Source organism: Mycobacterium sp. 23, from assembly GCF_048287075.1.
GTDB lineage: Bacteria > Actinomycetota > Actinomycetes > Mycobacteriales > Mycobacteriaceae > Mycobacterium > Mycobacterium gordonae_B.
Genome location: NZ_JBLVUX010000005.1, coordinates 6,421,092 through 6,446,932 on the forward strand (window position 1 = coordinate 6,421,092; position 25,841 = coordinate 6,446,932).

24 protein-coding genes and 1 tRNA gene are annotated in these 25,841 nt (G+C 66.7%); 16 read left to right on the top strand and 9 right to left on the bottom strand.

The features are described from left to right. Nucleotides 1-16 precede the first annotated feature (16 nt). Nucleotides 17-493, bottom strand: a complete 477-nt coding sequence (locus ACNQS7_RS30490) for a MarR family winged helix-turn-helix transcriptional regulator (RefSeq protein ID WP_055581605.1) — start codon at nucleotides 491-493, stop codon at nucleotides 17-19. A gap of 196 nt (nucleotides 494-689) precedes the next feature. On the opposite strand from ACNQS7_RS30490, the gene ACNQS7_RS30495 reads away from it, so the two are divergent. Both ACNQS7_RS30495 and ACNQS7_RS30500 read left to right on the top strand, forming a co-directional pair. Further along, nucleotides 690-2,669: an ATP-binding cassette domain-containing protein gene (locus ACNQS7_RS30495; protein WP_418016213.1), complete on the top strand. Its 1,980-nt coding sequence runs from the start codon at nucleotides 690-692 to the stop codon at nucleotides 2,667-2,669. Next, the gene (locus ACNQS7_RS30500; RefSeq protein ID WP_418015478.1) at nucleotides 2,666-3,514 is read left to right on the top strand and encodes a CbiQ family ECF transporter T component; all 849 of its coding nucleotides are present in this window, start codon (nucleotides 2,666-2,668) and stop codon (nucleotides 3,512-3,514) included. The genes ACNQS7_RS30495 and ACNQS7_RS30500 overlap by 4 nt, the downstream gene beginning before the upstream one ends. Nucleotides 3,515-3,530: 16 nt before the next feature. On the opposite strand, the gene ACNQS7_RS30505 is transcribed toward ACNQS7_RS30500, so the two are convergent. Further along, the gene (locus ACNQS7_RS30505; RefSeq protein ID WP_418015479.1) at nucleotides 3,531-3,977 is read right to left on the bottom strand and encodes an Lrp/AsnC family transcriptional regulator; all 447 of its coding nucleotides are present in this window, start codon (nucleotides 3,975-3,977) and stop codon (nucleotides 3,531-3,533) included. Between the two features lie 125 nt (nucleotides 3,978-4,102). Between ACNQS7_RS30505 and ddaH the strand changes: the two genes are divergently transcribed. The 8 genes from ddaH (at nucleotide 4,103) to ACNQS7_RS30545 (ending at nucleotide 11,424) form a co-directional block, all read left to right on the top strand. Further along, entirely contained in the window at nucleotides 4,103-4,966 is an 864-nt protein-coding gene (gene ddaH / locus ACNQS7_RS30510) for a dimethylargininase (RefSeq protein WP_418015480.1), read from the top strand. Beyond that, nucleotides 4,963-6,189: an ornithine--oxo-acid transaminase gene (gene rocD / locus ACNQS7_RS30515; protein WP_418015481.1), complete on the top strand. Its 1,227-nt coding sequence runs from the start codon at nucleotides 4,963-4,965 to the stop codon at nucleotides 6,187-6,189. The genes ddaH and rocD overlap by 4 nt, the downstream gene beginning before the upstream one ends. A 19-nt stretch (nucleotides 6,190-6,208) precedes the next feature. Further along, entirely contained in the window at nucleotides 6,209-7,654 is a 1,446-nt protein-coding gene (locus ACNQS7_RS30520) for an amino acid permease (protein WP_418015482.1), read from the top strand. Then, on the top strand, nucleotides 7,651-8,529 hold the full coding sequence (locus tag ACNQS7_RS30525) for a universal stress protein (RefSeq protein WP_418015483.1): 879 nt from the start codon (nucleotides 7,651-7,653) through the stop codon (nucleotides 8,527-8,529). Before ACNQS7_RS30520 ends, ACNQS7_RS30525 begins: the two co-directional genes overlap by 4 nt. A 303-nt stretch (nucleotides 8,530-8,832) precedes the next feature. Then, nucleotides 8,833-10,053, top strand: a complete 1,221-nt coding sequence (locus tag ACNQS7_RS30530) for an alkane 1-monooxygenase (protein WP_418015484.1) — start codon at nucleotides 8,833-8,835, stop codon at nucleotides 10,051-10,053. After that, nucleotides 10,053-10,253 (top strand): rubredoxin, encoded by a 201-nt coding sequence (locus tag ACNQS7_RS30535; RefSeq protein ID WP_418015485.1) that lies wholly within the window; start codon nucleotides 10,053-10,055, stop codon nucleotides 10,251-10,253. Before ACNQS7_RS30530 ends, ACNQS7_RS30535 begins: the two co-directional genes overlap by 1 nt. Beyond that, nucleotides 10,243-10,881 carry a TetR/AcrR family transcriptional regulator gene (locus tag ACNQS7_RS30540; RefSeq protein ID WP_418015486.1) on the top strand — a complete coding sequence of 213 codons (639 nt, stop codon included), beginning with the start codon at nucleotides 10,243-10,245 and terminating at the stop codon, nucleotides 10,879-10,881. Before ACNQS7_RS30535 ends, ACNQS7_RS30540 begins: the two co-directional genes overlap by 11 nt. 177 nt (nucleotides 10,882-11,058) lie before the next feature. After that, entirely contained in the window at nucleotides 11,059-11,424 is a 366-nt protein-coding gene (locus ACNQS7_RS30545; protein ID WP_418015487.1) for a DUF732 domain-containing protein, read from the top strand. A 298-nt stretch (nucleotides 11,425-11,722) separates the two neighbouring features. Here the strand turns inward: ACNQS7_RS30545 and ACNQS7_RS30550 are convergent, their stop codons facing one another. From ACNQS7_RS30550 to ACNQS7_RS30560, 3 genes are all read right to left on the bottom strand, one after another. Next, a complete protein-coding gene (locus ACNQS7_RS30550; protein ID WP_418015488.1) occupies nucleotides 11,723-13,039 on the bottom strand; it encodes an ABC transporter substrate-binding protein in 1,317 nt (438 codons plus the stop codon). A gap of 82 nt (nucleotides 13,040-13,121) precedes the next feature. Beyond that, a complete protein-coding gene (locus ACNQS7_RS30555; protein WP_418015489.1) occupies nucleotides 13,122-13,943 on the bottom strand; it encodes a carbohydrate ABC transporter permease in 822 nt (273 codons plus the stop codon). Beyond that, nucleotides 13,930-14,802, bottom strand: a complete 873-nt coding sequence (locus tag ACNQS7_RS30560; RefSeq protein ID WP_418015490.1) for a carbohydrate ABC transporter permease — start codon at nucleotides 14,800-14,802, stop codon at nucleotides 13,930-13,932. Before ACNQS7_RS30560 ends, ACNQS7_RS30555 begins: the two co-directional genes overlap by 14 nt. Nucleotides 14,803-14,835: 33 nt before the next feature. Between ACNQS7_RS30560 and ACNQS7_RS30565 the strand changes: the two genes are divergently transcribed. From ACNQS7_RS30565 to ACNQS7_RS30575, 3 genes are read left to right on the top strand one after another with little or no spacing between them, the layout of a single operon-like run. Continuing rightward, nucleotides 14,836-16,353 carry a TldD/PmbA family protein gene (locus ACNQS7_RS30565; RefSeq protein WP_418015491.1) on the top strand — a complete coding sequence of 506 codons (1,518 nt, stop codon included), beginning with the start codon at nucleotides 14,836-14,838 and terminating at the stop codon, nucleotides 16,351-16,353. Then, complete coding sequence (locus tag ACNQS7_RS30570; RefSeq protein ID WP_418015492.1) at nucleotides 16,350-17,723, top strand: metallopeptidase TldD-related protein; 1,374 nt, start codon at nucleotides 16,350-16,352, stop codon at nucleotides 17,721-17,723. The genes ACNQS7_RS30565 and ACNQS7_RS30570 overlap by 4 nt, the downstream gene beginning before the upstream one ends. Before the next feature lie 10 nt (nucleotides 17,724-17,733). Continuing rightward, nucleotides 17,734-18,573 (top strand): carboxymuconolactone decarboxylase family protein, encoded by an 840-nt coding sequence (locus ACNQS7_RS30575; RefSeq protein ID WP_418015493.1) that lies wholly within the window; start codon nucleotides 17,734-17,736, stop codon nucleotides 18,571-18,573. Here ACNQS7_RS30575 and ACNQS7_RS30580 read toward each other — a convergent pair. Continuing rightward, nucleotides 18,555-21,122: a cation-translocating P-type ATPase gene (locus ACNQS7_RS30580; RefSeq protein ID WP_418015494.1), complete on the bottom strand. Its 2,568-nt coding sequence runs from the start codon at nucleotides 21,120-21,122 to the stop codon at nucleotides 18,555-18,557. The two genes, ACNQS7_RS30575 and ACNQS7_RS30580, sit on opposite strands and share 19 nt — an antisense overlap. Before the next feature lie 90 nt (nucleotides 21,123-21,212). On the opposite strand from ACNQS7_RS30580, the gene ACNQS7_RS30585 reads away from it, so the two are divergent. Both ACNQS7_RS30585 and ACNQS7_RS30590 read left to right on the top strand, forming a co-directional pair. Continuing rightward, entirely contained in the window at nucleotides 21,213-21,977 is a 765-nt protein-coding gene (locus ACNQS7_RS30585; RefSeq protein ID WP_418015495.1) for a hypothetical protein, read from the top strand. Between the two features lie 28 nt (nucleotides 21,978-22,005). Continuing rightward, nucleotides 22,006-22,524, top strand: coding sequence for a nitroreductase family deazaflavin-dependent oxidoreductase (locus tag ACNQS7_RS30590; protein WP_418015496.1), 519 nt, complete (start codon nucleotides 22,006-22,008; stop codon nucleotides 22,522-22,524). On the opposite strand, the gene ACNQS7_RS30595 is transcribed toward ACNQS7_RS30590, so the two are convergent. Then, nucleotides 22,484-23,725 (bottom strand): fatty acid desaturase family protein, encoded by a 1,242-nt coding sequence (locus ACNQS7_RS30595; RefSeq protein ID WP_418015497.1) that lies wholly within the window; start codon nucleotides 23,723-23,725, stop codon nucleotides 22,484-22,486. The two genes, ACNQS7_RS30590 and ACNQS7_RS30595, sit on opposite strands and share 41 nt — an antisense overlap. Before the next feature lie 377 nt (nucleotides 23,726-24,102). On the opposite strand from ACNQS7_RS30595, the gene ACNQS7_RS30600 reads away from it, so the two are divergent. Beyond that, a tRNA-Ile gene (locus ACNQS7_RS30600) sits at nucleotides 24,103-24,179 on the top strand. Nucleotides 24,180-24,209: 30 nt separating this feature from the next. Here ACNQS7_RS30600 and ACNQS7_RS30605 read toward each other — a convergent pair. Then, on the bottom strand, nucleotides 24,210-24,992 hold the full coding sequence (locus tag ACNQS7_RS30605; protein WP_418015498.1) for a nucleotidyl transferase AbiEii/AbiGii toxin family protein: 783 nt from the start codon (nucleotides 24,990-24,992) through the stop codon (nucleotides 24,210-24,212). Next, a complete protein-coding gene (locus tag ACNQS7_RS30610; protein ID WP_418015499.1) occupies nucleotides 24,982-25,635 on the bottom strand; it encodes a type IV toxin-antitoxin system AbiEi family antitoxin domain-containing protein in 654 nt (217 codons plus the stop codon). The genes ACNQS7_RS30605 and ACNQS7_RS30610 overlap by 11 nt, the downstream gene beginning before the upstream one ends. Nucleotides 25,636-25,841: the final 206 nt, after the last annotated feature.

Below are 25,841 nucleotides of genomic sequence, written 5' to 3' on the forward strand. Positions count from 1 at the left end.
ACCCACGCTGAGCCGATCAGAGTGTGTGGCGGCCCGGCGCGTTGGCGGCGTTCTCGAGTAGACGCCGCAATACCTCGACGGCATCCGTCAGCACCTGACGGTCGGCGGCATCTAGGCGCGCGAGTTGCGGTTCGATGGCGGCGGCCCGGTCCCGGCGCACCGCGTTGAGCGTGTGCACACCCTTCGGCGTGATTTTGATGCGGACGGCGCGGGCGTCACCCGGGTCGATGGTGCGCGACACGAGTCCTGCGTCCTCGAGTCGGCGCACCTGGGTTGTCATCGTCGGCTGGGAACAGTGGTCGACGGCGGCCAGGTCGCCGATCCGGGCTTCCCCCTGAGCTTCGATGGTTGCCAGCAACCTGGCCTGCGCCGACGGCAACGGCATCTGGATGCGCTGGGTGGCCAGCCGGTTCAACCGCGCGACCACTGCCAGCAGGTCGGCTCCCAGACCGTGCGCGACGCCGGCGTCTTTAGCCGCGGCGGACGAAGTCATATGTCCATCGTTGCATAGCTTTGCTATGCGAGACCAATCGTGAAGGCCGTCGAGTTAAATGCCCGAGGGCCTGCGTGCTGGTCATCCTGCGGCGAGTGGACCTGGCAGAATCGGTCGAGTGAGCGAGATCGGGCCACCCCCTTCGCGCGCTCGGGGTGGACCGCTGCGACCGAGTGAGTTGGCACAGGCGTCGGTGATGGCCGCGCTGTGCGCGGTGACCGCCATCATCTCCGTCGTGGTGCCGTTTGCCGCGGGACTGGCGCTGCTGGGCACCGTCCCGACCGGGTTACTGGCTTACCGCTACCGCCTGCGGGTGCTGATCACGGCGACGATCGCGGCCGGCGTCATCGCCTTCCTGATCGCCGGCGGTGGCGGGTTGATGGGCGTCATCCAGAGCGCCTACATCGGCGGGCTGACCGGAATCATCAAGCGGCGGGGCCGCGGCACTCCCACGGTGGTCGTCTCGTCGGTGATCGCCGGACTGGTGTTCGGGGCCGGCAACGTCGGAATTCTGATGGTGCTGACGCGCCTGCGTCACCTGATGCGCGACGCGATCAGCGCGAACGTGAACGGACTGGCCTCGTTCTTCGGGCGGGTGGGCCTGCAGGATGCCGGGTTCTGGCTGAAGAAGGTGTACGCCGGGGCGCTGCACTACTGGCAGCTGGTGCTGCTCGGCAGCGTCGCCGTCGGGGTTGTCTTCATCTCGCTGATCGGGTGGTGGGCACTGTCTCGACTGCTGGAGCGGATGCGGGGCATCCCGGACGTGCACAAGCTGGACGCCCCGACCGGTGACGTCGCCGATGCCGTCGTCGGCCCCGTTCCGGTGCGCCTGGACCACGTGCGTTTCCGCTACCCGGGGGCCGGCCAGGACGCGTTGCGCGAGATCAGCCTGGACATCGGTGAGGCCGAACACGTCGCGATCACCGGCGCCAACGGCTCCGGCAAGACCACGCTGATGTTGATCCTGGCCGGACGGGAACCGACCTCGGGCACGGTGCAGCGGCCCGGTGCGGTGGGTCTGGGCAAGCTCGGCGGCACCGCGGTCGTCTTGCAGCACCCCGAAAGCCAGGTGCTCGGCACCCGCGTCGCCGACGACGTGGTGTGGGGGCTGCCGCCGGGCACCAAGACCGACGTCGACACACTGCTGCGCGAGGTGGGGCTGGAAGACCTGGCCGAACGCGACACCGGCAGCCTGTCCGGCGGTGAACTACAGCGGCTGGCGCTCGCGGCGGCGTTGGCGCGTGAGCCCGCCATGCTGATCGCCGACGAGGTCACCACGATGGTCGACCAGCAGGGCCGCGAGGGCTTGCTGAACGTGCTGTCCGGTCTCACGAAACGGCACCGGACGGCACTGGTGCACATCACGCACTACAACAACGAAGCCCAATCCGCGGACCGCACAATCAAACTCAGCGATTCCCCGGACAACTCCGGAATGGTCCAGCCCGCCGGGGACGCACAGATGCCGACCGTGGGAGTGGGCGGAACGCGTAGCGGGTCGACGCTCGAACTCGTCGGCGTCGGGCATGAATACGGCGTCGGGACCCCGTGGGCCAAGACAGCGTTGCGCGACATCAATTTTCAGGTGGAGCAGGGCGACGGCGTGCTGATCCACGGCGGAAACGGTTCGGGCAAGTCGACATTGGCGTGGATCATGGCCGGTTTGACGACGCCGACGAGTGGTGTGTGCCTGCTCGACGGTCGTCCCACCGACGAGCAGGTGGGCGCGGTGGCCCTGTCGTTCCAGGCGGCCCGGCTGCAGCTGATGCGCAGTCGCGTCGACTTGGAAGTGGCCTCAGCGGCCGGTTTTTCGCACCGGGACCACGACCGGGTCATCGCGGCGCTGGGCGTCGTCGGACTCGACCCCGCGCTGGCCGGCCGCAGCATCGACAAGCTCAGTGGTGGTCAGATGCGCCGTGTGGTTCTGGCCGGGCTGCTTGCCTGCCAGCCCAAAGCCTTGATCCTCGACGAGCCGCTGGCCGGACTGGACGCCGAGAGTCAGAGCGGGTTGCTGCGCCTGCTGGAGGACCTGCGCCGGGAGCGGGGTCTAACGGTGGTGGTTATCTCGCATGATCTCGTGGGGATGGAAAGCCTCTGCCCGCGCACCCTGCACCTGCGTGACGGCGTGCTGGAGACGGCCTCGACGTCCGGCATGCGCCCAGGGGGTGTGTCGTGACGACAACATCGCACCCGAGGCAGCGCGAGAACCGTAAGCCCGGCCGTCCGGTGGTGCTGCTGGTTCCGATACCCGGCAGCTCGCCCATCCACGACCTGTGGGCCGGGACGAAATTGGTGGTGGTATTCGGCATTTCGGTGTTGCTGGCGTTCTACCCGGGCTGGGTGACGATCGGGTGTGCCGCGGCCGTGGTGCTGGCGGCGATCTGGACCGCGCACATCCCGCGTGGCGCTCTGCCGTCGATACCGCGCTGGTTGTGGATCGTCATCGGTATCGGTGGTTTCACCGCGGCGCTGGCCGGCGGTGATCCGCTGGTCTCGGTGGCGGGTCTCGAGGTGGGGCTCGGCGGTTTCTTGAACTTTCTGCGGATCACCGCGCTCACACTGGTGCTGCTGGCATTGGGCGGCCTGGTGTCCTACACCACCAACGTCGCCGAAATCGGTCCTGCGGTGGCCACTTTGGGCCGGCCGTTGCGGCTGTTGCGGCTGCCGATCGACGAATGGGCAGTGGCGTTGGCGTTGGCGCTGCGCGCCTTCCCTATGCTGATCGACGAGTTTCAGGTGCTGTACGCGGCGCGTCGGCTCCGGCCGAAACCGGCGCCGCGCAACCGTAAAGAGAGTCGCCAGCAACGCAGGCTGGAGGTCATCGACCTGCTCGCGGCCACCATTACGGTGACCCTGCGCCGCGCCGACGAGATGGGCGATGCGATCACCGCCCGCGGCGGCACCGGCCAACTGTCGGCCCACCCCCGGCGGCCCAAGCTGTCGGACTGGGTGGCGCTGACCATCGCCGTCCTGGTCTGCGGCGCGGGCGTGGCGATTCAGACGATCCTCACCGCGCACTGATTGGGTGGCGGCCCGGTTACGGCCGCATCCGGTCGATCAGGTTGGACAGGACCACGATGCTCTCGCTGCGCTCGATGTCGGCGCTGGAGCGGATGCGTTCCAGCGCGGCCTCCAGATGCCGCATGTCACGGGCAAGCACGTGCAGGATCGCGTCCGAGGTACCGGTCACGGTGGCCGCGCTGACCACCTCGGGAATGTCCACCCACGCTTCCCGCAACTTTTCCGGCGCAATCCGGCCGTGGCAGAACACCTGCACGTACGCCTCGGTATTCCAGCCGAGCGCATTGTGGTCGACGACGGCGGTGAAGCCCCGGATCACCCCGCTGTCGAGCATGCGGTCCACCCGGCGCTTCACCGCCGGCGCGGACAGATTCACCTTCTGACCGATCTCCGCGAACGTGGCCCGGGCATGCTCGGCGAGTTCGACCAGGATGCGCTCGTCCATGTCGTCCAGGCGGTCCAAGAGGCACCTCCATCGGTTCCACGCAACAAATCGCCGCTGTGGAGAGCCTAGCGCAACATATCAATGGTAAATGCGCAATACACATCGTTTGCTTGCGCAAGAACCGGCCAATAGCGTTGATATTTATGACGGACAACTATGTTGACGCTCGGCTTGTGCCCGGGTTGCGGCACGCCAAACCGGCCCAACGGACACCGACCGCCCGCCACTACGTGATGACACCGCCGGCCTTCTTCGCCGTCGAGTACGCCATCAATCCGTGGATGGATCCCACGGCGGCGGTCGACCTCGGCCGCGCGAGCGTGCAGTGGGAGCGTCTGCGCCAGACCTACATCCGGCTCGGCCACCGGGTGGACGTGGTCGAGCCGGTGGCGGGCCTGCCGGACATGGTGTACGCGGCCAACGGCGGCTTCATCGCTCAGGACATCGCCGTCGTCGCCAGGTTCCGCTTCGCCGAGCGCGCCGAGGAATCCCGGGCGTACGCGAGTTGGATGTCCTCTGTCGGGTACCGGCCGGTATCCACCCGCCACGTCAACGAGGGTCAGGGCGATCTGCTGCTCATCGGCGACATGGTGCTGGCGGGCTACGGGTTCCGCACCGACCAGCGGGCGCACGCCGAGATCGCGGCGGCGCTGCGGATGCCGGTGGTGTCGCTCGAGCTGGTCGATCCGCGTTTCTACCACCTGGATACCGCGCTGGCCGTCCTGGACGAGCGCACGATCGCGTACTACCCGCCGGCGTTCAGCGAATCGGCCCAGACCCAGTTGCGGGCGTTGTTCGCCGACGCGATCGTCGTCGGCACCGCCGATGCCTACCTGTTCGGGCTCAACGCCGTCTCCGACGGCCGCCACGTGGTACTGCCCGCTGCGGCAACTGGTTTCGCGCACCAGCTGCGTACCGCCGGCTTCGAGCCGATCGGGGTCGACCTGTCCGAACTGCTCAAAGGTGGTGGTTCGGTGAAGTGCTGCACATTGGAGGTGCACTCATGACGGTATTGGCTGAGCTGACCGACGCGTCCATCACCCTGGTGGAAAGGCATGCAGCCCATAACTATTCACCGCTGCCGGTGGTGGCGTCCAGTGCTGAGGGGGCCTGGATCACCGATGTGGACGGCCGCCGCTACCTGGACTGCCTGGCGGCCTACTCCGCGGTCAACTTCGGTCACCGCCACCCCGAGATCATCGCGACGGCGCACGCCCAGCTCGACACCGTCACGCTGGTGAGCCGCGCCTTCCATTCCGACCGCCTCGGCCCCTTTTGTGCGGCGCTGGCCGACCTCTGCGGCAAGGACATGGTGTTGCCGATGAACTCGGGCGCCGAGGCCGTGGAAAGCGGTCTCAAGGTGGCCCGCAAGTGGGGCGCCGAGATCAAGGGCGTCCCGGCGGGCCAGGCCAACATCATCGTGGCGGACAACAACTTTCACGGGCGCACGATCAGCATCGTCAGCTTTTCCTCGGATCCGGTGGCACGGGGCGGGTTCGGCCCGTTCACGCCGGGATTCCGCTCGGTGCCCTTCGGTGACGCGGCAGCGCTGGCCCGGGCGATCGATGAGCACACCGTCGCGGTGCTGCTGGAGCCGATCCAGGGCGAGGCGGGCATCATCGTGCCCCCGGACGACTACCTGCCCGCGGTGCGTGCGTTGTGCAGTGAACACAACGTGCTCCTGATCGCCGACGAAATCCAGTCGGGGCTGGCGCGCACCGGCTACACGTTCGCCTGCGACCGGTGGGGGGTGGTGCCCGACGTCTACCTCCTCGGCAAGGCGCTGGGCGGAGGCGTGGTTCCGCTGTCGGCCGTGGTCGCCGACCGGGACGTGCTGGGCGTGCTGAATCCGGGCGAACACGGCTCGACGTTCGGCGGCAACCCGCTGGCGGCCGCGATCGGCACCACCGTGGTGGGCATGCTGGCACGCGGGGAGTTTCAGGCCCGTTCGGCCGAGCTGGGTGCGCACCTGCACGAGGGGTTGGGTGCGCTGATCGGCCACGGGGTGACCGCGGTACGCGGATTCGGCTTATGGGCCGGCGTCGACATCGACCCGGAACTGGGCACCGGGAAGCAGATCAGCCTGCGGCTGGCCGACCGCGGCGTACTGGTGAAGGACACTCACGACTGGACACTGCGGTTCGCGCCGCCGCTGGTGATCACCGCCGCCGAGATCGAATGGGTGGTGGAACACTTCGCCGATGTGCTGCGAGAGGCCATACTGAGCTGACACAGCGAGGGGAGCGCAGTTGCCGGCCACTTCGATCAGCCTCAAGGACCAGATGCTGCGTCGCCGCCCGGTTGGTGGCGCACCCGTCGCTCAAGGAGCCGCTCCCGAACTCAAGCGCAGTTTCGGCACCTTCCAGCTGACGCTGTTCGGGGTCGGCTCTACGGTCGGCACCGGGATCTTCTTCGTGCTCTCCCAGGCGGTGCCCGAGGCTGGGCCCGGCGTGCTGGTGTCGTTCCTGGTGGCCGGCATCGCGGCCGGGCTGGCCGCCATCTGCTACGCCGAATTGGCCTCGGCCGTGCCGGTTTCGGGTTCGTCGTACTCGTACGCCTACACCACGCTGGGTGAGGCGGTGGCGATGGTGGTGGCCGCGTGCCTGTTGTTGGAGTACGGCGTGGCCACCGCCGCGGTGGCCGTCGGGTGGAGCGGTTACCTCAACAAGTTGCTGCACAACCTGTTCGGAGCCGAACTGCCGCACGCGTTGTCGGCGGCGCCGTGGGACAAGACGCCACCGGGTGTCTCCCACGGGTGGGTGAACCTGCCGGCGGTCATCTTGATCGTCATGTGCGCGCTGCTGCTGATCCGTGGCGCCAGTGAATCGGCCAAGGTCAACACCATCATGGTGCTGATCAAGCTCGGTGTCCTGGGCATGTTCGCCGTGATCGCCTTCACCGCCTTCGACGACGACCACCTCAAAGACTTCGCGCCGTTCGGTGTCGCGGGCATTGGCACGGCGGCCGGAACCATCTTCTTCTCCTACATCGGCCTGGACGCCGTCTCGACCGCCGGAGACGAGGTGAAGGACCCGCAGAAGACCATGCCCCGCGCGCTTGTCTCGGCGTTGGTGGTCGTCACCGGGGTCTACCTGCTCGTCGCGCTGTCCGCGCTCGGCACGCAGCCGTGGCAGGCCTTCGGCTCCCAGGAGAACGCGGGACTGGCGACCATCCTCGACAACGTCACCCACAGCCGGTGGGCCGGCACTGTGCTGGCCGCGGGGGCGGTGATCTCGATCTTCACCGTCACCCTGGTCACCATGTACGGCCAGACGCGCATCCTGTTCGCGATGGGCCGTGACGGGTTGTTGCCCACCCGATTCGCAACGGTCAACCCGACCACCATGACCCCGGTCAACAACACCGTGATCGTCGCGGTTGCCGCGGGCCTGCTGGCCGCGTTCGTACCGCTGGACAAGCTGGCGGACATGGTGTCCATCGGCACCCTGACGGCGTTCATCGTGGTGTCCGTCGGTGTCGTCATCCTGCGGGTGCGCGAACCCGACCTGCCGCGCGGCTTTCGGGTGCCCGGTTACCCTGTCACACCGGCGCTTTCGGTGCTGGCCTGCGGGTACATCCTGGCCAGCTTGCATTGGTACACCTGGCTGGCGTTCAGCGGCTGGATCGCGGTGGCGCTGACCTACTACTTCGTGTGGGGCCGGCATCACAGCGCCCTGAACGAGAATCCGCCGTGACCGTCGTCGTCGGGTACCGCGCCGACAAGGTGGGGCTGTCCGGCCTGTACCTGGCCGCCGGCATCGCCCGCACACTGCACACCTCGCTGACAGTGGCGACCATCGTGCCCAAAGCCTGGCCCGCACCGTCGTTGGCGCGCGTCGACGCCGAATACGAGTACTGGGCCGCGCATCTGGCGGAGAACTCGGCTGATGAAGCCCGCAATTACCTCGCGTCGTTGGCCGGGGATTTGGAGGTCAACTACTGTCACCGCGCGCATCGGTCGGTGCCGAGCGGTTTGGCCGAAGTGGTCGAGGAAGTCGGAGCCGAGATCCTGGTGCTCGGGTCGTTGCCCAGCAGTGGGCGCGTGCACATGGTGGTCGGTAGTACCGCGGATTCGCTGTTGCACTCCTCTCCGGTTCCGGTGGTGATCAGCTCACCGGGATACCATTCGCGCACCGGCAAACTGACCCGGCTCACGTGCGCGTACTCGGGGATCGCGCAGTCAGTCGACGTGGTGCGCCGCAGCGCCGCATACGCCGAGCGGATGGGTGTGCCGCTACGGGTGATGACCTTCGCCGTGCGCGGACGCACGATGTATCCGCCGGACGTAGGGCTGGACGCAGAGGACACGATCCTGCAGGCGTGGGCCGAACAGGCACGAAACATATTGGATTCGTTGAAGAGTGACGGCGTCATCGGCGAAACCGTTGCGCTGCGCGTGGTTACCGGTCACAGCTGGCTGGAGGCGCTGCACCGAGCGGATTGGATCGACGGTGAGGTTTTGATGCTGGGCACGTCGCCGGGCGGTGACATTCGCCGGGTGTTCCTCGGGGTGCGCAGCGGCCAGATCATCCGGCACAGCCCGGTGCCGGTTGTAGTGCTGCCCGGCTAGTGCCGGGCGCTAACGCGTCCCGAGCCGATACACGTCGACAGTTTCTGACGGGCCCCTGAGCTGTTGCGGGCCAGGGCTTTCGAAGACGAGCCCCGAGCCCGCGGACAGATCGCGCACGGTGCGGCTGGCGAGCACCTCACCAGAGCCGGCCAATGCTCCGATGCGTGCCCCGATGTGGACCGCCAAGCCGCGCAGCTCTGAACAGATCAGAAAATTGGTGCACGAGTTGAACAAATCAGCTGATATGTTCATTTCAGACGACGACGTCACCGGGGGCCTGACGATGAGCTGAGGAGGTTCGCAGTGACGACCACTGCAGAGACGAGTTCCGGTGCGAGTGTCGCGCAATGGCGTGACCGCAAGCGTTACCTATGGCCGCTGGGCCTGATACTGCCCACGTCCCTGCTGGTGGCAGTAGGTGTGGCCGGGCTGTTCGGCAGGCTCGGGTGGACCGCTGCCACACCGGTCCTGTGGTGGATCGGGCCGATCCTGTTGTACGTATTGCTGCCGATCCTGGACACGTTCTTCGGCGCCGACGACCAGAACCCGCCGGACGAGGTGATCGCTTACCTGGAGAACGACAGGTATTACCGGTACTGCACCTACGCGTTCATTCCCTTCCAGATGGTCAGCCTGATCGTCGCCTGCTACCTCTGGTCGGCCGACGACCTGAGCTGGCTGGGGATCAGCGGCGGCCTGGGACTGATCTCCAAAATCGGTGTGATGGCGACGATGGGTGTCATCGGTGGGGTCGGAATCAACACCGCTCACGAAATGGGCCACAAGCGTGAGGATCTGGAGCGCTGGTTGTCCAAGGTGACGCTCGCGCAGACCCTCTACGGGCATTTCTACATTGAACACAACCGCGGCCACCATGTGCGGGTCTCCACCCCGGAGGATCCGGCCAGCGCACGGTTCGGTGAAAGCTTCTGGATGTTCCTGCCGCGCAGCGTTTTCGGTTCGCTGAAGTCGGCGTGGGAATTAGAGAAGACGCGGATGGGGCGACTCGGCAAGTCGCCGTGGAGCATCCAGAACGACGTGCTCAACGCGTGGGTCATGTCCGTCGTGCTGTTCGGTGTGCTGACGGTTGCCTTCGGCTGGCAGGTGCTGCCCTTCCTGATCATTCAGGCGGCCTACGGCGCCTCCCTCTTGGAATCGGTGAACTACCTCGAGCACTACGGTTTGTTGCGGCAGAAGACGTCGTCTGGGCGGTACGAGCGCTGCGCGCCCGTGCATAGCTGGAACTCAGACCACATCGTGACCAATGTCTTCCTCTATCACCTGCAGCGCCACAGCGACCACCACGCAAATCCGTTGCGGCGCTACCAGACTCTGCGCAGTATGGACGGGGCGCCGAATCTGCCGAGCGGATACGCATCGCTGGTAGGTCTGACGTATTTCCCGCCGTTCTGGCGCAAGCTGATGGACCACCGGGTTATCGAGCACTATGACGGCGACATCACCAGGATCAACATCGACCCGCGCAAACGCGACAAGATCATCGCTCGATACGGAGCCCGGTGATGGCCGCCTACCAGTGTCCGAACTGTGACTACGTGTACGACGAAGCGACCGGCGCACCGCAAGAGGGCTATCCGCCCGGAACCAGCTGGGACAGCGTCGAAGACGGCTGGCCCTGCCCGGACTGTGGCGTCCGCGAGAAGTTCGACTTCGATCCGAAGCGTGTCCGCTCGAAGACAGGAGCCGAGCGAGATGCGCACTAGTCTCGGCTGGATGGTGGAGCCGAGTTCGCCGCGAAACCGCAGCCCGTACCAGAACAACGCCTTTGCGCTGATGCGAGAGGGGGTCCTCGACGCGATGCATCGGCTGCTGGTCGAACGCAAGTGGTCGACGATCACGATGGCCGACGTCGCCAAGGAAGCGGGGATCAGCCGGGGCACGCTCTACAACGAGTTCGGGACGCGTCGCGGACTGGCACGCAGCTATGCCCTGCGGCTCACCGACAGCATCGTCACCGGCATGGAAGCCGCGGTCGAAGCCCACCGCGGTGACTGCTACGGCACCCTGCGATCGGCATTCGGTGAGTTCTTCGCCCGCGCCGACGGCGATCCGCTGGTGCGCGCACTGCGAACCGAGGACGCGCCCAATGATCTGCTCCGAATGATCACGGTGGAGAGCCAGTTCATCGTCGATTACGCCGGAGAACACCTGGCGGCGATTTTCCAGGGAAGCTGGATAGGGGCCGCTGCCGCCGACGCCCACGTGCTCGGGCAGACCATCGCCCGGGCCGCGCTGAGCTTTCTCGCACTGGCGCCGGTCGGTGCGGAGGACGCGGCGACCACCATTGCTCAGGTATTGGCGCCGTTTCTCAGCGCGATCCGACGAGATTAGGCCACGCCAATTCACGCCGCGACGGGCCTCGAATTATCGCGCGATTGAAGGAGGTGATACGAGCCCGCTACGTTTCGCGGGTCGCACCGCGAATCTTTTGAATCCGTTTTCCTTGCGGCAGTCAGCAAATAAGGTGGGGAGCTGAGGAAGTGGACTATGCCGATTTGGAGACGTGAGATGACAACATTCGCCGCACTATTTTCTCGTTGCCGGAACGCGGCCACCACGGCGATGATCGTCGGATCTGTGGTCGCACTCGGCGCCGGGACCGCTAGCGCGACAGGTCCGGATGACAAGTACCTCGCCGACCTCGATCAGGTGAACGTTCCTTACCAAACGCCGGAGCAGGCGATAAAGCTCGGTAAGAGCGTTTGTCAGATGATGGAATCGGGGGTGTCAGGCAGTATGAGCTACGACGCCATTCGCGGCAAGGTCATCAGCAATCTCCAGAACACTGGCCTCAGTGGCATGGCGGCTCACCAATTGATGGGGATCGCGGTGGCCAACTATTGCCCGCAATACTTTGACGTTGCGGGCGACTAAAGGAAGTCGATCGGTGTGGCTTACGCGCTTTAACTTGTGAGCGCGGGACGCTGATCGTCGAGCAGCTGGCTGGTGAGCACTAGAGCGACTGGGATGAACGTTGATCCCTAAAGCCAGAAGTAAGCACCATAGTTCGCGGTGACGTGGGATCGGCTGACCCAGCTCGCGGAATCCGGACCGGCCGCGCGCCCAGATGCGGTCCCGATGGCCGGCGGCCGACGAGGGTTCGTCGGGCTGCGGCGTTGTCGATCAGTTACAGCTTCTATTGCTCGGAGTCCTGGATCTTCAGCGGCTGTTCCTAGCGGGAGGCGGCGGCGTTGGCAGCGTCCTGGGCCCGCTGGAGCGTGGTAGCGATGTCGCCTCGGCCCAGGAACATTTCGTCGAAATAGGGTTGCAGGGCCTCATTGCCGGCGGCGAATCCGGCACCACCGGGCGCCGGGATCCGCGGTCCGCGTATGACCGCGAAGAACGGCCCGACGTCCACGCCCTTGGCCTTCCAGTACGCGAAGTAGCCGGGCTGGGCCGAGAGCACCGCCGGGATGGCAGCGCCTTCGCGGCCCAGATAGGCGTTGCCCGCGCTGCTGCCCATCCAGGCCAGTACCTGGCGGACGGCGTCGGGGTGCTTCGATGCCGAATTGCCTGCCGCGGCAATGCCGTTGGTGACGCTGACGCGGCCCTTCGGCCCGCTCGGCATCATGGCCACCCCCCAGTGGAAGGTGGCATCGCGCGCCACGGCGGCCAGGCTGTAGGTCCCGGACTGGAAGAGTGCCATCTTGCCGGCCAGGAACTGGTTGCGGGAGAAGTCCCCGTTGTCGTTGGTGTCGGAGGCCGGCGGCGCGACGTGGTCGCTGTTGATCAGGCCGACCAGGTATTGGAAGGCTTGCAGCGCCTCGGGGTTGTCGAAGGCGAATTCGTTGTCGCGCTGGAACACTCCGCCGGCTGAGCCGATGTAGTTGAGGTAGATGGCCTGTGGGTCGTTGGCGGCGTTGTATCCCCACTGGCGCACCCGCCGCGGCTCGAAACCTGTTGTGCCGGCTAGATGTCCGTCGACGTCGACGCTCAGGCGGGCCAGCAGTGGCCGCAGTGTGTCGTCGCTGCCGGGGCTCCAGTGCAGGGTGTCCAACACGGCGGGATCGACACCGGCCGCCGCCAGCAGGTCGGCGTTGTAGAACAGCGCGATTCCGGCATCGGTGAGTTGGGGCACCGCCCACAGGATGCCGTTGCGGGTGAACTGCTCGGTGACCGCCGGGTCCCAGCCCTGGTCGGGGCCCTCGATTCTGATCAGGCGGCCGCTGTTCGCGTACGCGTCGAGGTAGGCGTTGGATACCCAGAAGATGTCGTCGGCGCTGCCGCCGGCCACGTCGGTGCGCAGGGTGTCGAAGTAGTTCGAGAACGCCACCATGTTGGTGCGCACCTCGATGTTGGGGTGCGTGCGGGTGAATGCCTGGAACGACTCCTGATAGACCCGGGCGATGGGTTCGGCCCACAGTCGCACCGTCACCACGATCTTGCCGTTGTCCTCGGAGCGGCCCATCAGCATCGCCGTCGTCAGCAGCAGCGCCGCCGTCAGCGCGAGCGCGGCGGCGAACAGCGTCGAGAAGCGGGGGCGTTTCATCGTCGGCGTCGAGATCGCCGTGGAGGTCGTGAAGTCGCGTTCTTTGCAGCCCTGGCGGCAATCTCGACGCGGCAAGCCCCGTTCACTTGAGCCCCGAAACCAGAATCGAGGACACGATATGGCGCTGGAACGCCAGGAACAGCACGACCAGTGGCACGATAGCGACCGTCGTGGCCGCCATCACCAGCGTCCACTGCGAGTTGTACCGGGACTGCAGGTCCGCGGTGGCCACCGTCAGCACCCGCCACTTGCGGCCGCTGGTGATCACCAGCGGCCACATGAAGTTGTTCCACTGCGAGACCACCGTGATCATGGTCAACGCGGCCAGCACCGGCTTGCTGGACGGCAGGATCACGTGCACCAGCACGTCGAGGGTGTTGGCGCCGTCGAGGTGCGCGGCGTTGATCAGGTCCTCGGGGATGAGCCGAAAGTGCTCGCGCAGCAGGAAGATCGCATACGGCGAGCCGAACATGAACGGAATCACCAACGCCCAGAACGTGTTCCGCAGACCAAGCTGGGCCATCATCAGATACAGGGGCACCACCGTCACCGTGCCCGGCACCATCAGCGTCGCGACATAGACCCAGAACAGGGCGTTGCGCCCGGGAAAGTGCAGGCGGGCGAACGCGTAACCGGCCAGCACCGAGAACGTCATCTGGCCCAGCAGGATCACCGCGGTCATCAGCGCGGTCACCGCCGCGGCGCGGCCGAACCCGGTACCGATCAGGTCGGTGTAGTTGGTCAGGGTCGGCGGGCGCGGCCATTGCAGCGGCGAACCGGTGGCGAACTGGTGCTCGGAGGTGAACGAAGTCAGCAATCCGAGCGCGAAGGGAGCCAGGGTGATCAACGCGCCGGCGACTAGACCGACATAGATCAGGCCCAACGACGCCCTAGACGAGGTCATAGCTGATCCGCTTCCGGAAGTACAGGTGCTGAACGAATGTGACCCCGACCAGGATCACGAACAGCACGACGGCCATCACCGCGGCGCGGCCGATCGACGCCGCGCCGAAAGCCTCGGCGTAGATCTGGTGGGCCACCAGGTCGGTGCTGCCCTCGGGGCCGCCGCCGGTCAGCGCGTAGACGGTATCGAAAACCTGTGCGGTGCTGACGATCCCGGTGACCAGGACGAAGAACGTGGTCGGCCGCAGCATCGGCAGGGTGATGCGCCAGAACCGCTGCCACACGCCCGCCCCGTCGGTGCGCGCGGCGTTGTGGACGTCGTCGGGGATGGCCAGCAGCCCGGCCAGAAAGGACAGCGACACGTAGCCGACGTTGGTCCAGATGACCACCGCCGACACCATCGGCAGCGCCAGGTCGGGGTTGGTCAGCCACTCGATGCGGCGTCCCAGCAGGGTGCTGACCGCACCGTCGGTGGGGGCCAGAATCCAGCGCCACAACACCGCGATCGCCAGCGGCGCGCAGATCCACGGCAGCACGTACAGCGTCCGGAACAGTCCGCTGCCCGGAAGCCGCGGGGCCAGTAGCAGGGCAGCCAGCAGTCCCAGGGCCGTCTGCGCCGGCACCACCAGCGCGACGAAGATCGCGGTGACCGCCAGCGAGTCCGCGAAGTCGCCGTCATGCAATACCGAGCGCCAGTTCGCGAACCCGACGTAATGCAGCGGTCCCAGCAGGTCCCAGCGGTACAGGCTGAGCCACACCACCACCAGAATCGGCAACAACAGGAACGCGACGACGCCGAACAGACTGGGCGCCAGCAGCGCATAGGCCAGCGCGGTGGAGCGGCGTGGCGCGTCGGGCATGAATGTATTAAAGCCGGTCGTTACGGTGTACCCGTGACAGCGAACCGGGGAATCGACGCCGACTTCCTTGACCTGCCGCGCCGTCAGTTGGCGGACGCCGCGTTGTCCGCGGCGAGGGCGGCCGGGGCCAGTTATGCGGACCTGCGGATTCACCGCATCAGCACCGAGATCATCCAGCTGCGCGACGGCGAACTCGAGACCGCCGTCCTGTCCCGCGACATCGGGCTGGCGGTGCGGGTGATCGTCGCGGGCACGTGGGGCTTTGCCTCCCATGCCGAGCTGTCCCCGGATGTGGCGGCCCGAACCGCGCGGCACGCCGTGCAGGTGGCCACCATCCTGGCGGCGCTGAACACCGAACAGGTCAGGCTCGCACCCGAGCCGGTGTATGCCGACGTGATGTGGGCTTCGGACTATCAGGTCGACCCGTTCGGCGTTCCGGCGTCCGAGAAGATCAGCGTGCTCGAGGATTACTCGCGCCGGCTGCTGGAGGCCGACGGCGTCGATCACGTGTCGGCCACCCTGAACGCCGCCAAGGAGCAGACCTTCTACGCCGACACCTTCGGATCCTCGATCACTCAGCAACGGGTGCGGCTGCAACCCCAACTCGAGGCGGTGACCGTCGATGCCAAAGCGGGCAACTTCGAGTCGATGCGCACGCTGGCGCCGCCGGCCGCACGGGGCTGGGAGCTGGTGGCCGGCGACGACGTCTATAACTGGTCCGCCGAGCTTGCGGAGCTACCGGACCTGCTCTACGAGAAGGTGCATGCGCCGTCGGTGGTGCCGGGCCCGACCGACCTGGTGATCGACCCCACCAACCTGTGGTTGACGATCCACGAATCCATCGGCCACGCAACCGAATACGACCGCGCGATCGGCTACGAGGCCGCCTACGCCGGGACGTCGTTCGCCACTCCCGACAAACTGGGCAGCATGCAGTACGGCTCGCCGCTGATGAATGTGGCTGCCGACCGTACCGTCGACTACGGTTTGGCCACCGTCGGTTACGACGACGAAGGGGTCGCCGCGCAAAGCTGGGATCTGGTGCGCGACGGGGTGTTCGTCGGCTACCAGCTCGACCGGGTGTTCGCGCCGCGACTGGGGGAACCGCGCTCCAACGGGTGTTCCTATGCCGACTCGGCTCACCACGTGCCGATCCAGCGGATGGCCAACGTGTCGCTGCAGCCGGGACCGGAGGATTTGAGCACGGAGGATCTGATCAGCCGGATCGACGACGGCATCTACATCGTCGGCGACAAATCGTGGTCGATTGACATGCAGCGCTACAACTTTCAGTTCACCGGCCAGCGTTTCTACCGCATCCGCGACGGCCGCCTCTACGGGCAGTTGCGCGACGTGGCCTACCAGGCGACCACCACCGACTTCTGGAATGCGATGGAGGCGGTCGGTGGACGCTCCACGTGGCGACTGGGTGGTGCGCTCAACTGCGGTAAGGCCCAACCCGGTCAGATCGCGCCCGTCAGCCACGGCTGCCCGTCGGCGTTGTTCCGCGGCATCAATGTGCTCAACACCCGGACCGAGGGCGGCCGATGATCACACCTCAGCACGTCGTCAACATCGTCCTGGATGAGGCCGCCAAGATCGGGCGCGCCGATGAGACCATGGTGCTGGTCACTGACAAGGTCGAGGCGTCGCTGCGCTGGGCGAACAGCACGATGACCACCAACGGAGTCGCGGTCACCCGTAGCGTCGCCGTCATTTCCATTGTTCGCCAAGGTGCTAGCGCGTACGTCGGCACGGTGGTCACCGGCGAGGCTGATCCGACGGTGCTGCCCCAGTTGGTGGCCTCATCGCAGGATGCGGCCCGTTCCGCACCGGAGGCCGGGGACGCGGCGCCACTGCTGGGCGACTCCGGCGAGCCCGCCGACTGGGACGCACCGGTGCCCGGCACCGGTGCCGGGGTGTTCAGTAGCATCACCGGTGCGTTGTGCCGGGGTTTCCGGGGCAGTGACCGGTTGTACGGCTATGCGCACCACAGCGTCTCGACGACGTTCCTGGCGTCGTCGACCGGGCTGCGACGGCGTTACACCCAGCCGAGCGGGGCGATCGAGGTCAACGCCAAGCGTGGTGAAGCCAGCGCCTGGGCCGGGATCGGAACCTCGGATTTCGTTGACGTGCCGATTGATTCGCTGCTTTCGGATCTTTCGACCCGCCTGGAGTGGTCGTCGCGGTCGGTGGAACTGCCGGCCGGCCGCTACGAGACGATCATGCCTCCCTCGACGGTCGCCGACATGATGATCTACCTGGCCTGGAAAATGTCCGGTCGCGCCGCCCAGGAGGGCCGCACCGCGCTGTCGGCGCCGGGCGGTGGGACGCGGGTGGGGGAGCGGCTCACGGGTCTGCCGCTCACCCTGTTCTCCGACCCGATGGCTCCGGGCCTGGCATGCACGCCCTTCGTCGCGGTGAGCAACTCCTCGGAGACCATGTCGGTGTTCGACAACGGCATGGAGATCAACCAGGTCGACTGGATCCGCGACGGCGTGATCAACGCGCTGGCCTACCCGCGGGCCACCGCCGCGCGGTTCGACGCCCCGGTGGGCGTCGCCTGCGACAACATCATCATGACCGGCGGGACGGTCGAGCTCGCCGATATGATCGCCGCCACCGAGCGGGGACTGCTGCTGACCACGTTGTGGTACATCCGCGAGGTTGACCCGACCACCCTGTTGCTGACGGGGCTGACGCGTGACGGCGTGTACCTGATCGAGGACGGCGAGGTGACCGGGGCGGTCAACAACTTCCGGTTCAACGAGAGCCCGTTGGACCTCCTCAGGCGGGCGACCGAGGCCGGTGTCAGCGAGAAGACGCTGCCGCGCGAGTGGGGTGACTGGGCGACCCGGGCGGCAATGCCGTCGTTGCGGATACCCGACTTCCATATGTCCTCGGTGAGTCAGGCGCAGTAGCGTACGAAAGATGCCGCTTCCTGCTGACCAGCTGACCAGGTTGGTCGCATTCTCCGACGGGCGCCTGTCCGGCCTGGTGCGCCGGGTGTGCGCACAGACCATGTCGCTGCCGCCGTTGCCCAATCCTGTCGCCGTCGACGCGCCCGAGTCCGACGCCGAAACCGTCGTCGCCGAGTTCGCCGAGCAGTTCAGCGCCGACGTCTCGGCGATTACCGCCGAACAACGATCTTTGCTGTTGAAGACGTTGGGAAGCAATGCCTTTCGGGTCGTCGTCGGGATTTTTATCGCTGACTTCGTGCCGCGGGTGCGGGCCGGGTTCGAGGCACTGGGCGTCGGCTCGGAGTACCTGGGCTGGGTGGACGGGCCGATCAAGTGGGACGACGCGCGCGATCCCTCGGATGAGTTGTTCAGTCGGTTCCTGCCGAGGGTGGCCCGCGAACGGGCCGTGGACCCGGTCACCTCGGAGCTGGTGCGACTGCGTGGTGCCGCCGCGCACAACTGCCGGCTGTGCAAGTCGCTGCGCGAGGGACACGCCCTGGACGCCGGTGGTACCGAGTCGCTGTACGACGAGATTGCGCAGTTCGAGAACTCGGTCGTGCTGGATGAACGCGCAAAAGCAGCGCTGCGGTATGCGGATGCGTTAATTTGGACGCCTGCGCACCTCGCCGTCGACGATGCCGCCGAGGTGCGCTCCCGGTTCTCGCCGGATGAGGCCGTGGAGTTGACGTTCGACATCATGCGGAATGCCAGTAACAAGATTGCCGTGTCGTTGGCCGCGGACGCGCCGCGGGTGGAGTCGGGGACCGAGCGGTATCTGATCGATGTCGATGGTCAGACGGTTTTCAGCTGACGCGCTCGCTTATCCAGCGCGTCGACAGCCAGCAGGATCGGCATCGAGGCAAGTGCCACGATCCATCCCCACAGCGGTGGATTCCACTGGCCCAGCAGCCGCGCGATAGGTGGCACCCACAGTTCGAGCAGCGAGATCACCAGCCCGGTGAGGGCCGCTGGGACCAGCAACCGGTTGGTGAACCACCCCAGCGCTCCCGGCCAGCGGGAGGACGATCGGCAGGCGAACACGTTGGCCGTCTGGGCCAGGACGACGGTGATGAAGGCCGCGCCGGACGCTGCGGCCAGCGCGTGCCCGGTGGGGAACGGGTTCCCGGGCCGCCAGCCCAACGCCATTAGGGACACGACGAAGGCGGCGAGCGAGAGAAACGCTTCCAGCGGACCCAGCAGACCGAAGGCCCGGCGCAGCACCGTGCGGTTCATCAGCCGGCCATGCACGGGCGGTCCCTCCAGCAGGTGCTTGGCGGGTGGTTCGGCGCCGAGCGCGACCGCGGACAGGGTGTCGGTGCCGAGGTCGAGCGCGATGATCTGCAGGACACCGAGCGCCAGCGGGAAGTATCCGCCGGAGAGCGCCCAGACGAGAAACGGCGCCAGCTCGGCGACGTTGTCGGTCAGGTGGTAGGTCAGGAAGCGTCGGATGTTGACGAAGGTCGCGCGTCCCTGCTCGATGCCGGCGACGATGCCGGCGAAGGAGTCGTCGAGCAGTACCAGGTCGGCGGCCGCGCGGGCGACGTCGGTGCCCGAAAGTCCCATGGCCACACCGATATCGGACTCGTGCAGTGCAGGAGCGTCGTTGACACCGTCGCCCGTCATCGCCACCACGTGACCGCGGGAGCGCAGCGCTCGGGCGATCCGAAGCTTGTCCTCCGGTGATACCCGGGCGATGACCACACCGTCGTGGTCCAGCAGAGCTGCGAGTTGGCGCTCATCGTCGGGTAGGTCGGTCCCCGACAGCACCGGTGAGTCGGGGAACCGCAGGCCCACCTCGTCGGCGATGGTCGTCGCGGTGGCCGGATGGTCGCCGGTCACCATCGCCACCTTCACGCCGGCCGTGCGGCACGCCCGCAGTGACTCTGACACGTCGTCACGCGGCGGATCCTGCAGTCCGACCAGGCCGAGCAGGCGCAGCCCCTGATCGCAGTCGCTCTGATCGCGCGGGGTTCGGCCGTTCCTCGCAGCGGCGGCGACGGCGAGTACCCGCAGCCCGCGCGCGGTGAGTGCGTCCATCGCCTGGTGAGGCGCCGGGTCGTCACCGCAGAGCGGAAGGACTGCGTCCGGCGCGCCTTTGACCACGATCTCGTCGGCCAGCACGACCGCCATGCGGCGCAGGCGGGGGTCGAAGGGGAACCGCAACTCCGCCGGTCCGGTGCGGCGGTCCTCGACCGTGTCGACACCCAGGCGTCGGGCCAGGGTGTCCAGGGCCGCCTCCATCGGATCGCCGTGCGCCCGCCATTGCCCGTGGACTTCTTCGGCGTAGCCGGTGGAGCAACGTTCGGCGGCGAGGGCCAGGGTGCGAGCGGCGTCTGTTGCGGCGGGGGAGGACGGTGTGAGAGCGGCCGTTGGCCCGTAGCCGGCGCCGTCGACGCTGACTGTGCCGACGGGCGTCCATGTTTCGACGACGGTCATCTGGTTCCGGGTCAGCGTGCCGGTCTTGTCGGTGCAGATGAAGGTCGTCGAGCCGAGCGTTTCGACCGCCTCGAGGTTGCGCACCAGGATCTGCCGTTTGGCCATCTGCTCCGAGCCCCAGGCCAGGGACAGCGTCACCGTCGGCAGCAGTGCCTCGGGAACCAGTGCGACCGTCACACCGATGGCGAACACGAAGGCCTGCTGGACCGGATTGCCGATGAGCAGACAGACGAGGAGGAACAGCGCGCCCACGCTGACCGAGATCGCGGCGGTGAGACGCACGACGCCGTTGAGGCCGCGCGTCAAGGGCGTGTCGGGCTTCGCGGTCGACGTCGACAGCCGGGCGATCCCGGCCAGCCGCGTGTGTTGGCCGATCGCCGTGACGCGGGCGCGGGAGTCGCCCTCGACGACGAAGGTGCCCGCAAAGAGCGCTTCACCCTCGGCGGCGGAATTGGCCTGGCTCTCGCCGGTGAGCATCGACGAGTCGACCAGCAACCGATTCTCGGCCAGCACCACGGCGTCGGCCGGCACCCGGTCGCCGCTTTCCAGCAGCAGCACGTCATCGACGACCACGTCCTCGGCCTCAATCAGGCGCCGCCGGCCGTCGCGGAAGACTGTTACGCGCGTTGGCAGCATGTCCTGCAGTCGGTCGGCCGCGCGATCCGCCCGAGCCTGCTGAATCAGCGCGAACACGCCGTTGAGCACGATCACTGCGACGATCGCGACGCTGAGTTGCGGGAGCTTCGCGAAGAAGGCCAACGCGGCGGCCGCCCACAGCAATACGGCGAAAAAGTGCGTCAGCTCTCCGAGCAGGCGGCGGAAGACGGAGGGTCGCTTGGCCGCGGGCAACGTGTTGGCGCCATCCCGCGCACGCCGTGCGGAGGCTTCCACAGTGGTCAGGCCTGCTGCCGTCACATCGGCCATGTTCTCACCCTGGGGCGGTTACCGTGGTCCTTGCTCGCGGTAGCGTTAGCACACTGAACAATCCTGCAGCAGGAGCAGCAGCGAGGGGTCATGGCGGTTAGAGCGCTTTTCGCCATCATGGTGGCCGCGGTGTTCGCGATGACCGGCTGTTCTGGCTCCGGCGATAAGCCGGCGCGGCAAACGCCGACCGGTCACGACAATCCGTCCCGGCTGCCGCCGATCTACCCCGGGACCACGGTCTCGTTTCCGCCCTCCACTTCCGTGTCGTCGTCTTCTACAACCCCGTCGTCTTCGGCGCCGGTTGCTCGCACCATCCCGGGTGACGGGACGTTTCGGACCGGGGTGGACCTGGTGCCGGGTACCTATCGGTCGCAGGGCGGCGACTCCTGCTACTGGGAACGGTTGCGGGGATTCGGTGGTCAGACCGCCGACATCATCGCCAACGGGGCGGGGATTCTGCCCCAGACGGTCACGATTGCGCCGACGGACGCCGGGTTCCGGTCGCAGGGCTGCGCTCCGTGGACCTTGGTGACGGACGGGTTGACGACGACCATGACGACCACGACGACTACGACGACTTCGGTCGCGCTGCCGGCGGGTGCGCAGGCGTGTCCATCGACGTCCGGACCGGCCGGCGGGTTTGCGCATTCCGCGGTCGGGTCGGCGGACACGTCGTGTCCGTTCGCCGAGCAGGTTCGGGTTGCTTACGGCGCGGGCGGGCCGGCCAGCGTGACGCCGCGCCAGGTCGAAGCCGACAGCCCGGTGACCGGCCAGCACTACACCATGACCTGTGCCGCCAACGGTTCCATGGTGGTGTGCAACGGCGGCAACGGTGCCGTGGTCTACGTGTATTGAGTCGCCTTTCGATGGGTACCGTCTGGGCATGCCTTTTCTGCGTGAGAGTCCGATCCGCGGCCGGCGGTTGCGGCTGCATGAAGCCCTGGGGGAGCGGCTCGCCATGAGCCGGCTCGGATCCCAGCTCGGGATGCACCTGGCGCCCCGGATCGACAAGGTGCTAATTCCCCGGACGAATGGGCGGCTGAGCACGGCCGGTCCGAACCGGACCGGCCTGGTGACGACGACCGGCGCCAAATCCGGCAGGCCCCGCACGAATCCCCTGACGCTGATTGAAGATTCGGATGGATTACTGGCGATCGGCTCCAACTACGGACGCCCTTCGCACCCGGGTTGGAGTGCGAATCTGTTGGCCCATCCCGAATGCACGGTCGAGTACAAGGGGCCGCCGCGGCAGTATCGCGCCGAGTTGCTGAGCGGGCAGGACCGCGCTGATGCGTGGGCCAAAGCGGTCGACTTCTTCATCGGGTACGAGAACTATCGCGCCAAGTGCGCGCCGCGCGAGATCAGGGTGTTTCGGCTGCGGCCTTGCGGCGCACCCGGGTGAGCGCGGTCTTCAGTCCGCGGCGGCGACCGGTAATCAGGTTGGCGTCAACGGGCTTGAGCTGGGCGAACATTCGCTCGCTCCGGGTTTCCGGTGCGTCGTCAGCGGTGGCCCGCAAGAATTTGTTCGGCAGCGACAACTTCGCGATCGTGCGCCACGTCTTGCCATATTGAGCAGCGAAAGATGCTGTGGTGTAGGGCAAGTCGTACTTTTCGCACAATGCCCGGACTTTTACCGAGGCCTCGCGCAGTCTGCTGCTCGGCAGATCGGGGAACAGGTGATGCTCGATCTGGTGGCACAGGTTGCCACTCAGGAATCGCAGGATGGGCCCGGCGTCGAAGTTGGCGCTGCCCAACATCTGGCGCAGATACCACTCGCCCCTGGTTTCGCCGGCCATGTCGGTCGTGGTGAATTTCTCTGCGCCGTCCGGGAAATGGCCGCACACGATGACCGCGTGTGCCCAGACGCTGCGGATCACATTGGCGACCGCGTTGGCTTTCAGGGTCGAGGTGTAGGTGGCGGCCGGTGACAGCGCGGTGAGGGCGGGAAACGCGACGTAATCCTTGACGATCTGCCGGCTGACCTTCGTGATGAACTCACTTGTCCGCTGGCGGGCGATGTCCCCGTCGGGACCATCCTCGAAGTACTTTTCCAGGTCGACAGTCTGCAGACCGATCGCCCACTCGAACGCGAGGGCGAGAATGAGGTTGTAGGGCAGATTTCCGAGGTTGTAGGGCTGCCACGGCTGGTCACGGGTAACGCGCAGGATGAAGTAGCCGACGTCGTCGTCCATGTCGAGGATGTTCGTGTACTTGTGGTGCTGGAAGTTGTGGGCGTTGCGCCAGTGCTTGGACGCGGCGTTCATGTCCCATTCCCACGTGGTGGAGTGAATCTCGGGATCGTTCATCCAGTTCCACTGGCCGTGCATGACGTTGTGGCCGATCTCCATGTTCTCGATGATCTTGGCCAAGGCGAGCGTCGCGGTTCCCGCCCATTTGACCGGGCGTTTTGCACTGCCGGCGAGCATGACCCGGGCGGTGAGTTCCAGGGCACGCTGAGCGGCGATGGTGCGGCGGATGTAGCGGGCGTCTCGCGCGCCCAGGGACTCCTCGATGTCGCGCCGGATGGCGTCGAGCTCAGTGCCCAGATTCTCGATGTCGGCATCGGTCAGGTGGGCGAACGCCGCAACGTCCGTGATCGCCATGTGTTTCCCCCGGGTGTCTGGTGTCGTTTGATGCCGCGCATGACGATCGGCCCTGCGCGGCCTGATCGTTGCGGGCTAATCGCGCGTCGAGGACGTGACGCTGCACTGCGTCCAATGTCTCTGCACGCCAATCTTGTTCGTCTGTCGAGCCTAACTGCCGCTAGATGAGGTGGGCGTGGGTGACACTTAAGTTGCGGCTTTGTATGTAGTGGCGCCGCCGTCTCAGGCCCGTTTGACCAGGCTAAGCGGTGCAGGCGCGGATGTCGCGCCGGGACACGCGTGCGCTGACGCCCCGGTCGCGTCGGGTGGCGTGTTGTCACTCGCGGTCGGCGGGGAAGCTAAGGTCTAGGTCGTGCTCGGCGACGTTACGGCGTTCCGGGGCGGTAGCTCAGTTGGTTAGAGCCGCGGACTCATAATCCGTTGGTCGCGGGTTCGAGCCCCGCCCGCCCCACCAGAGGCCAATTTCAAGATCGGATCTTGAGAATCATCGTTCATTCATCGTTTGCGAGGTTTGTGCAGGTCGTGATGCCCGCACCCACGCACCGCGAACGACGGTGAGCGCCTCGGTCGCCGAGACGCTTAGGCGGGTCTGGCCGGCCAACTGCGCCTGCCATTGGGCGTCGGACGGCGCACGGGTGAACATGTGCGGCGCCGGGTTCTGGTTGGTGGGTCCGTATCGTCGGAACAGGGCTGCCGCGTGCGCGTCGATTGCGCCGAGCCCGCTCAGAGCCCACAGGTCCCAGAGGTCACGCGGCGCGAGACGGTCCGCCCACGTCGCGGTCTTCGATGCTGCGAACGCGGTAAGCGTGGGCACGATTAGTTCGGCGGCGGGAGCGTCGGTGTAGCGCTGGACCAAGCGCCGACGTTCGGTCGGCCATACGGTGCGCTCGCGTGCCGAGAGCAGTTGCAGCCGGACGGGTCGCCCTTGCGTGGGGCGCAGGACCGCCGCCGTGACGTTCGGTGTGGAGGCCAGCGCCGGTTCCACAATGAGTCGGCCGTGGGTGCGCGCCAGGGCGCGCGGGAGCGCCGCGTCGAGCGCGTCCGCGACCTCCTTGCGGCTGCCGACGGCGATGAGGTCGATGTCCTCGCTGAGGCGGCCGTCCGGCAGATGGGTGCGGGCCAGGGCGGTGCCGCCGATGAAGTGGATTTGGTCACCGAAGTCTCGGCTCAGGAAGCCCAGGAGGTGGGAGATCAGGTGGTCGCGCTCGACCTGTTCGGCAGAGACGCCGAACTGTGTTGCAACGGAATCGCGTTCGTCAGGATCCATCGGCGACCCCGGCCCACTCCTCGGCGCGGCGCATTGAGGCCACCCGGCGCTGTTCCGTGGCGAGTTCTTCGAGGCGCTTTCTGTCGCTGCGGGCGTAGAGGGTCGCGACGGCGGTCGGTACGTCGGCTTCGTTGTCACCGAGGGTGGGGCGGTGGGCCAGGTCGAGTACGGTTTGTTCGGGAGTGGTCACCAACACCAGCCCCAGTTCGGTGCTGATGCGTTCCGCGTCCAGGCCGCGGGTGTCGCGCTGGACGAACTGCACCACGGCGGGCCGATCGGTCAGTGCAATGCGATGGTGTCGGCGTGGCACTGCCACGATTGCGGTTGCTATCGCCCGCGGAAGGGCGCCGTGCAGGCGTGCGGCACTGGGCCCCATGACAATTACGTCGTGGTGCCCGTAAATCGTGGTGGCAATTCCCGCGGCGGCGGCTTCGAGCTCTGGGATCCACCTGCGCCCCACCGAGTCCTGGGGGACGACGACGTAGTAGCCGTCGGCGAGTCGGTGCAGGAGACCGCGATCGGCAAGCCGGATTAGCTGGGTCCGGGGGTGGGCGTAAACAGCGCCGGCATCGCGTGGCCGCACCGTTCGCAGGGGCGCCCGTGCCAGTGCGGCAGGAAGCGGAGTGCTGCGGTTCTGTGTCACCTTCACTCCTCAGTACGCATTTCGTACTTTTGCAGAGTACGAAATGCGTACTCACTGCGCAAGCTTCGTTCGGGCTCTCTTCGTCATCGCCTTCGCGCACGGTGCGATCGAGCAGATCGGCCACTTGGGTATGGATGCGGCCACGGCTCATGTAGCGGTCCGGTTCATACTCACATAGCTGTGCCCGAGATGTTCGGCGCCGATGC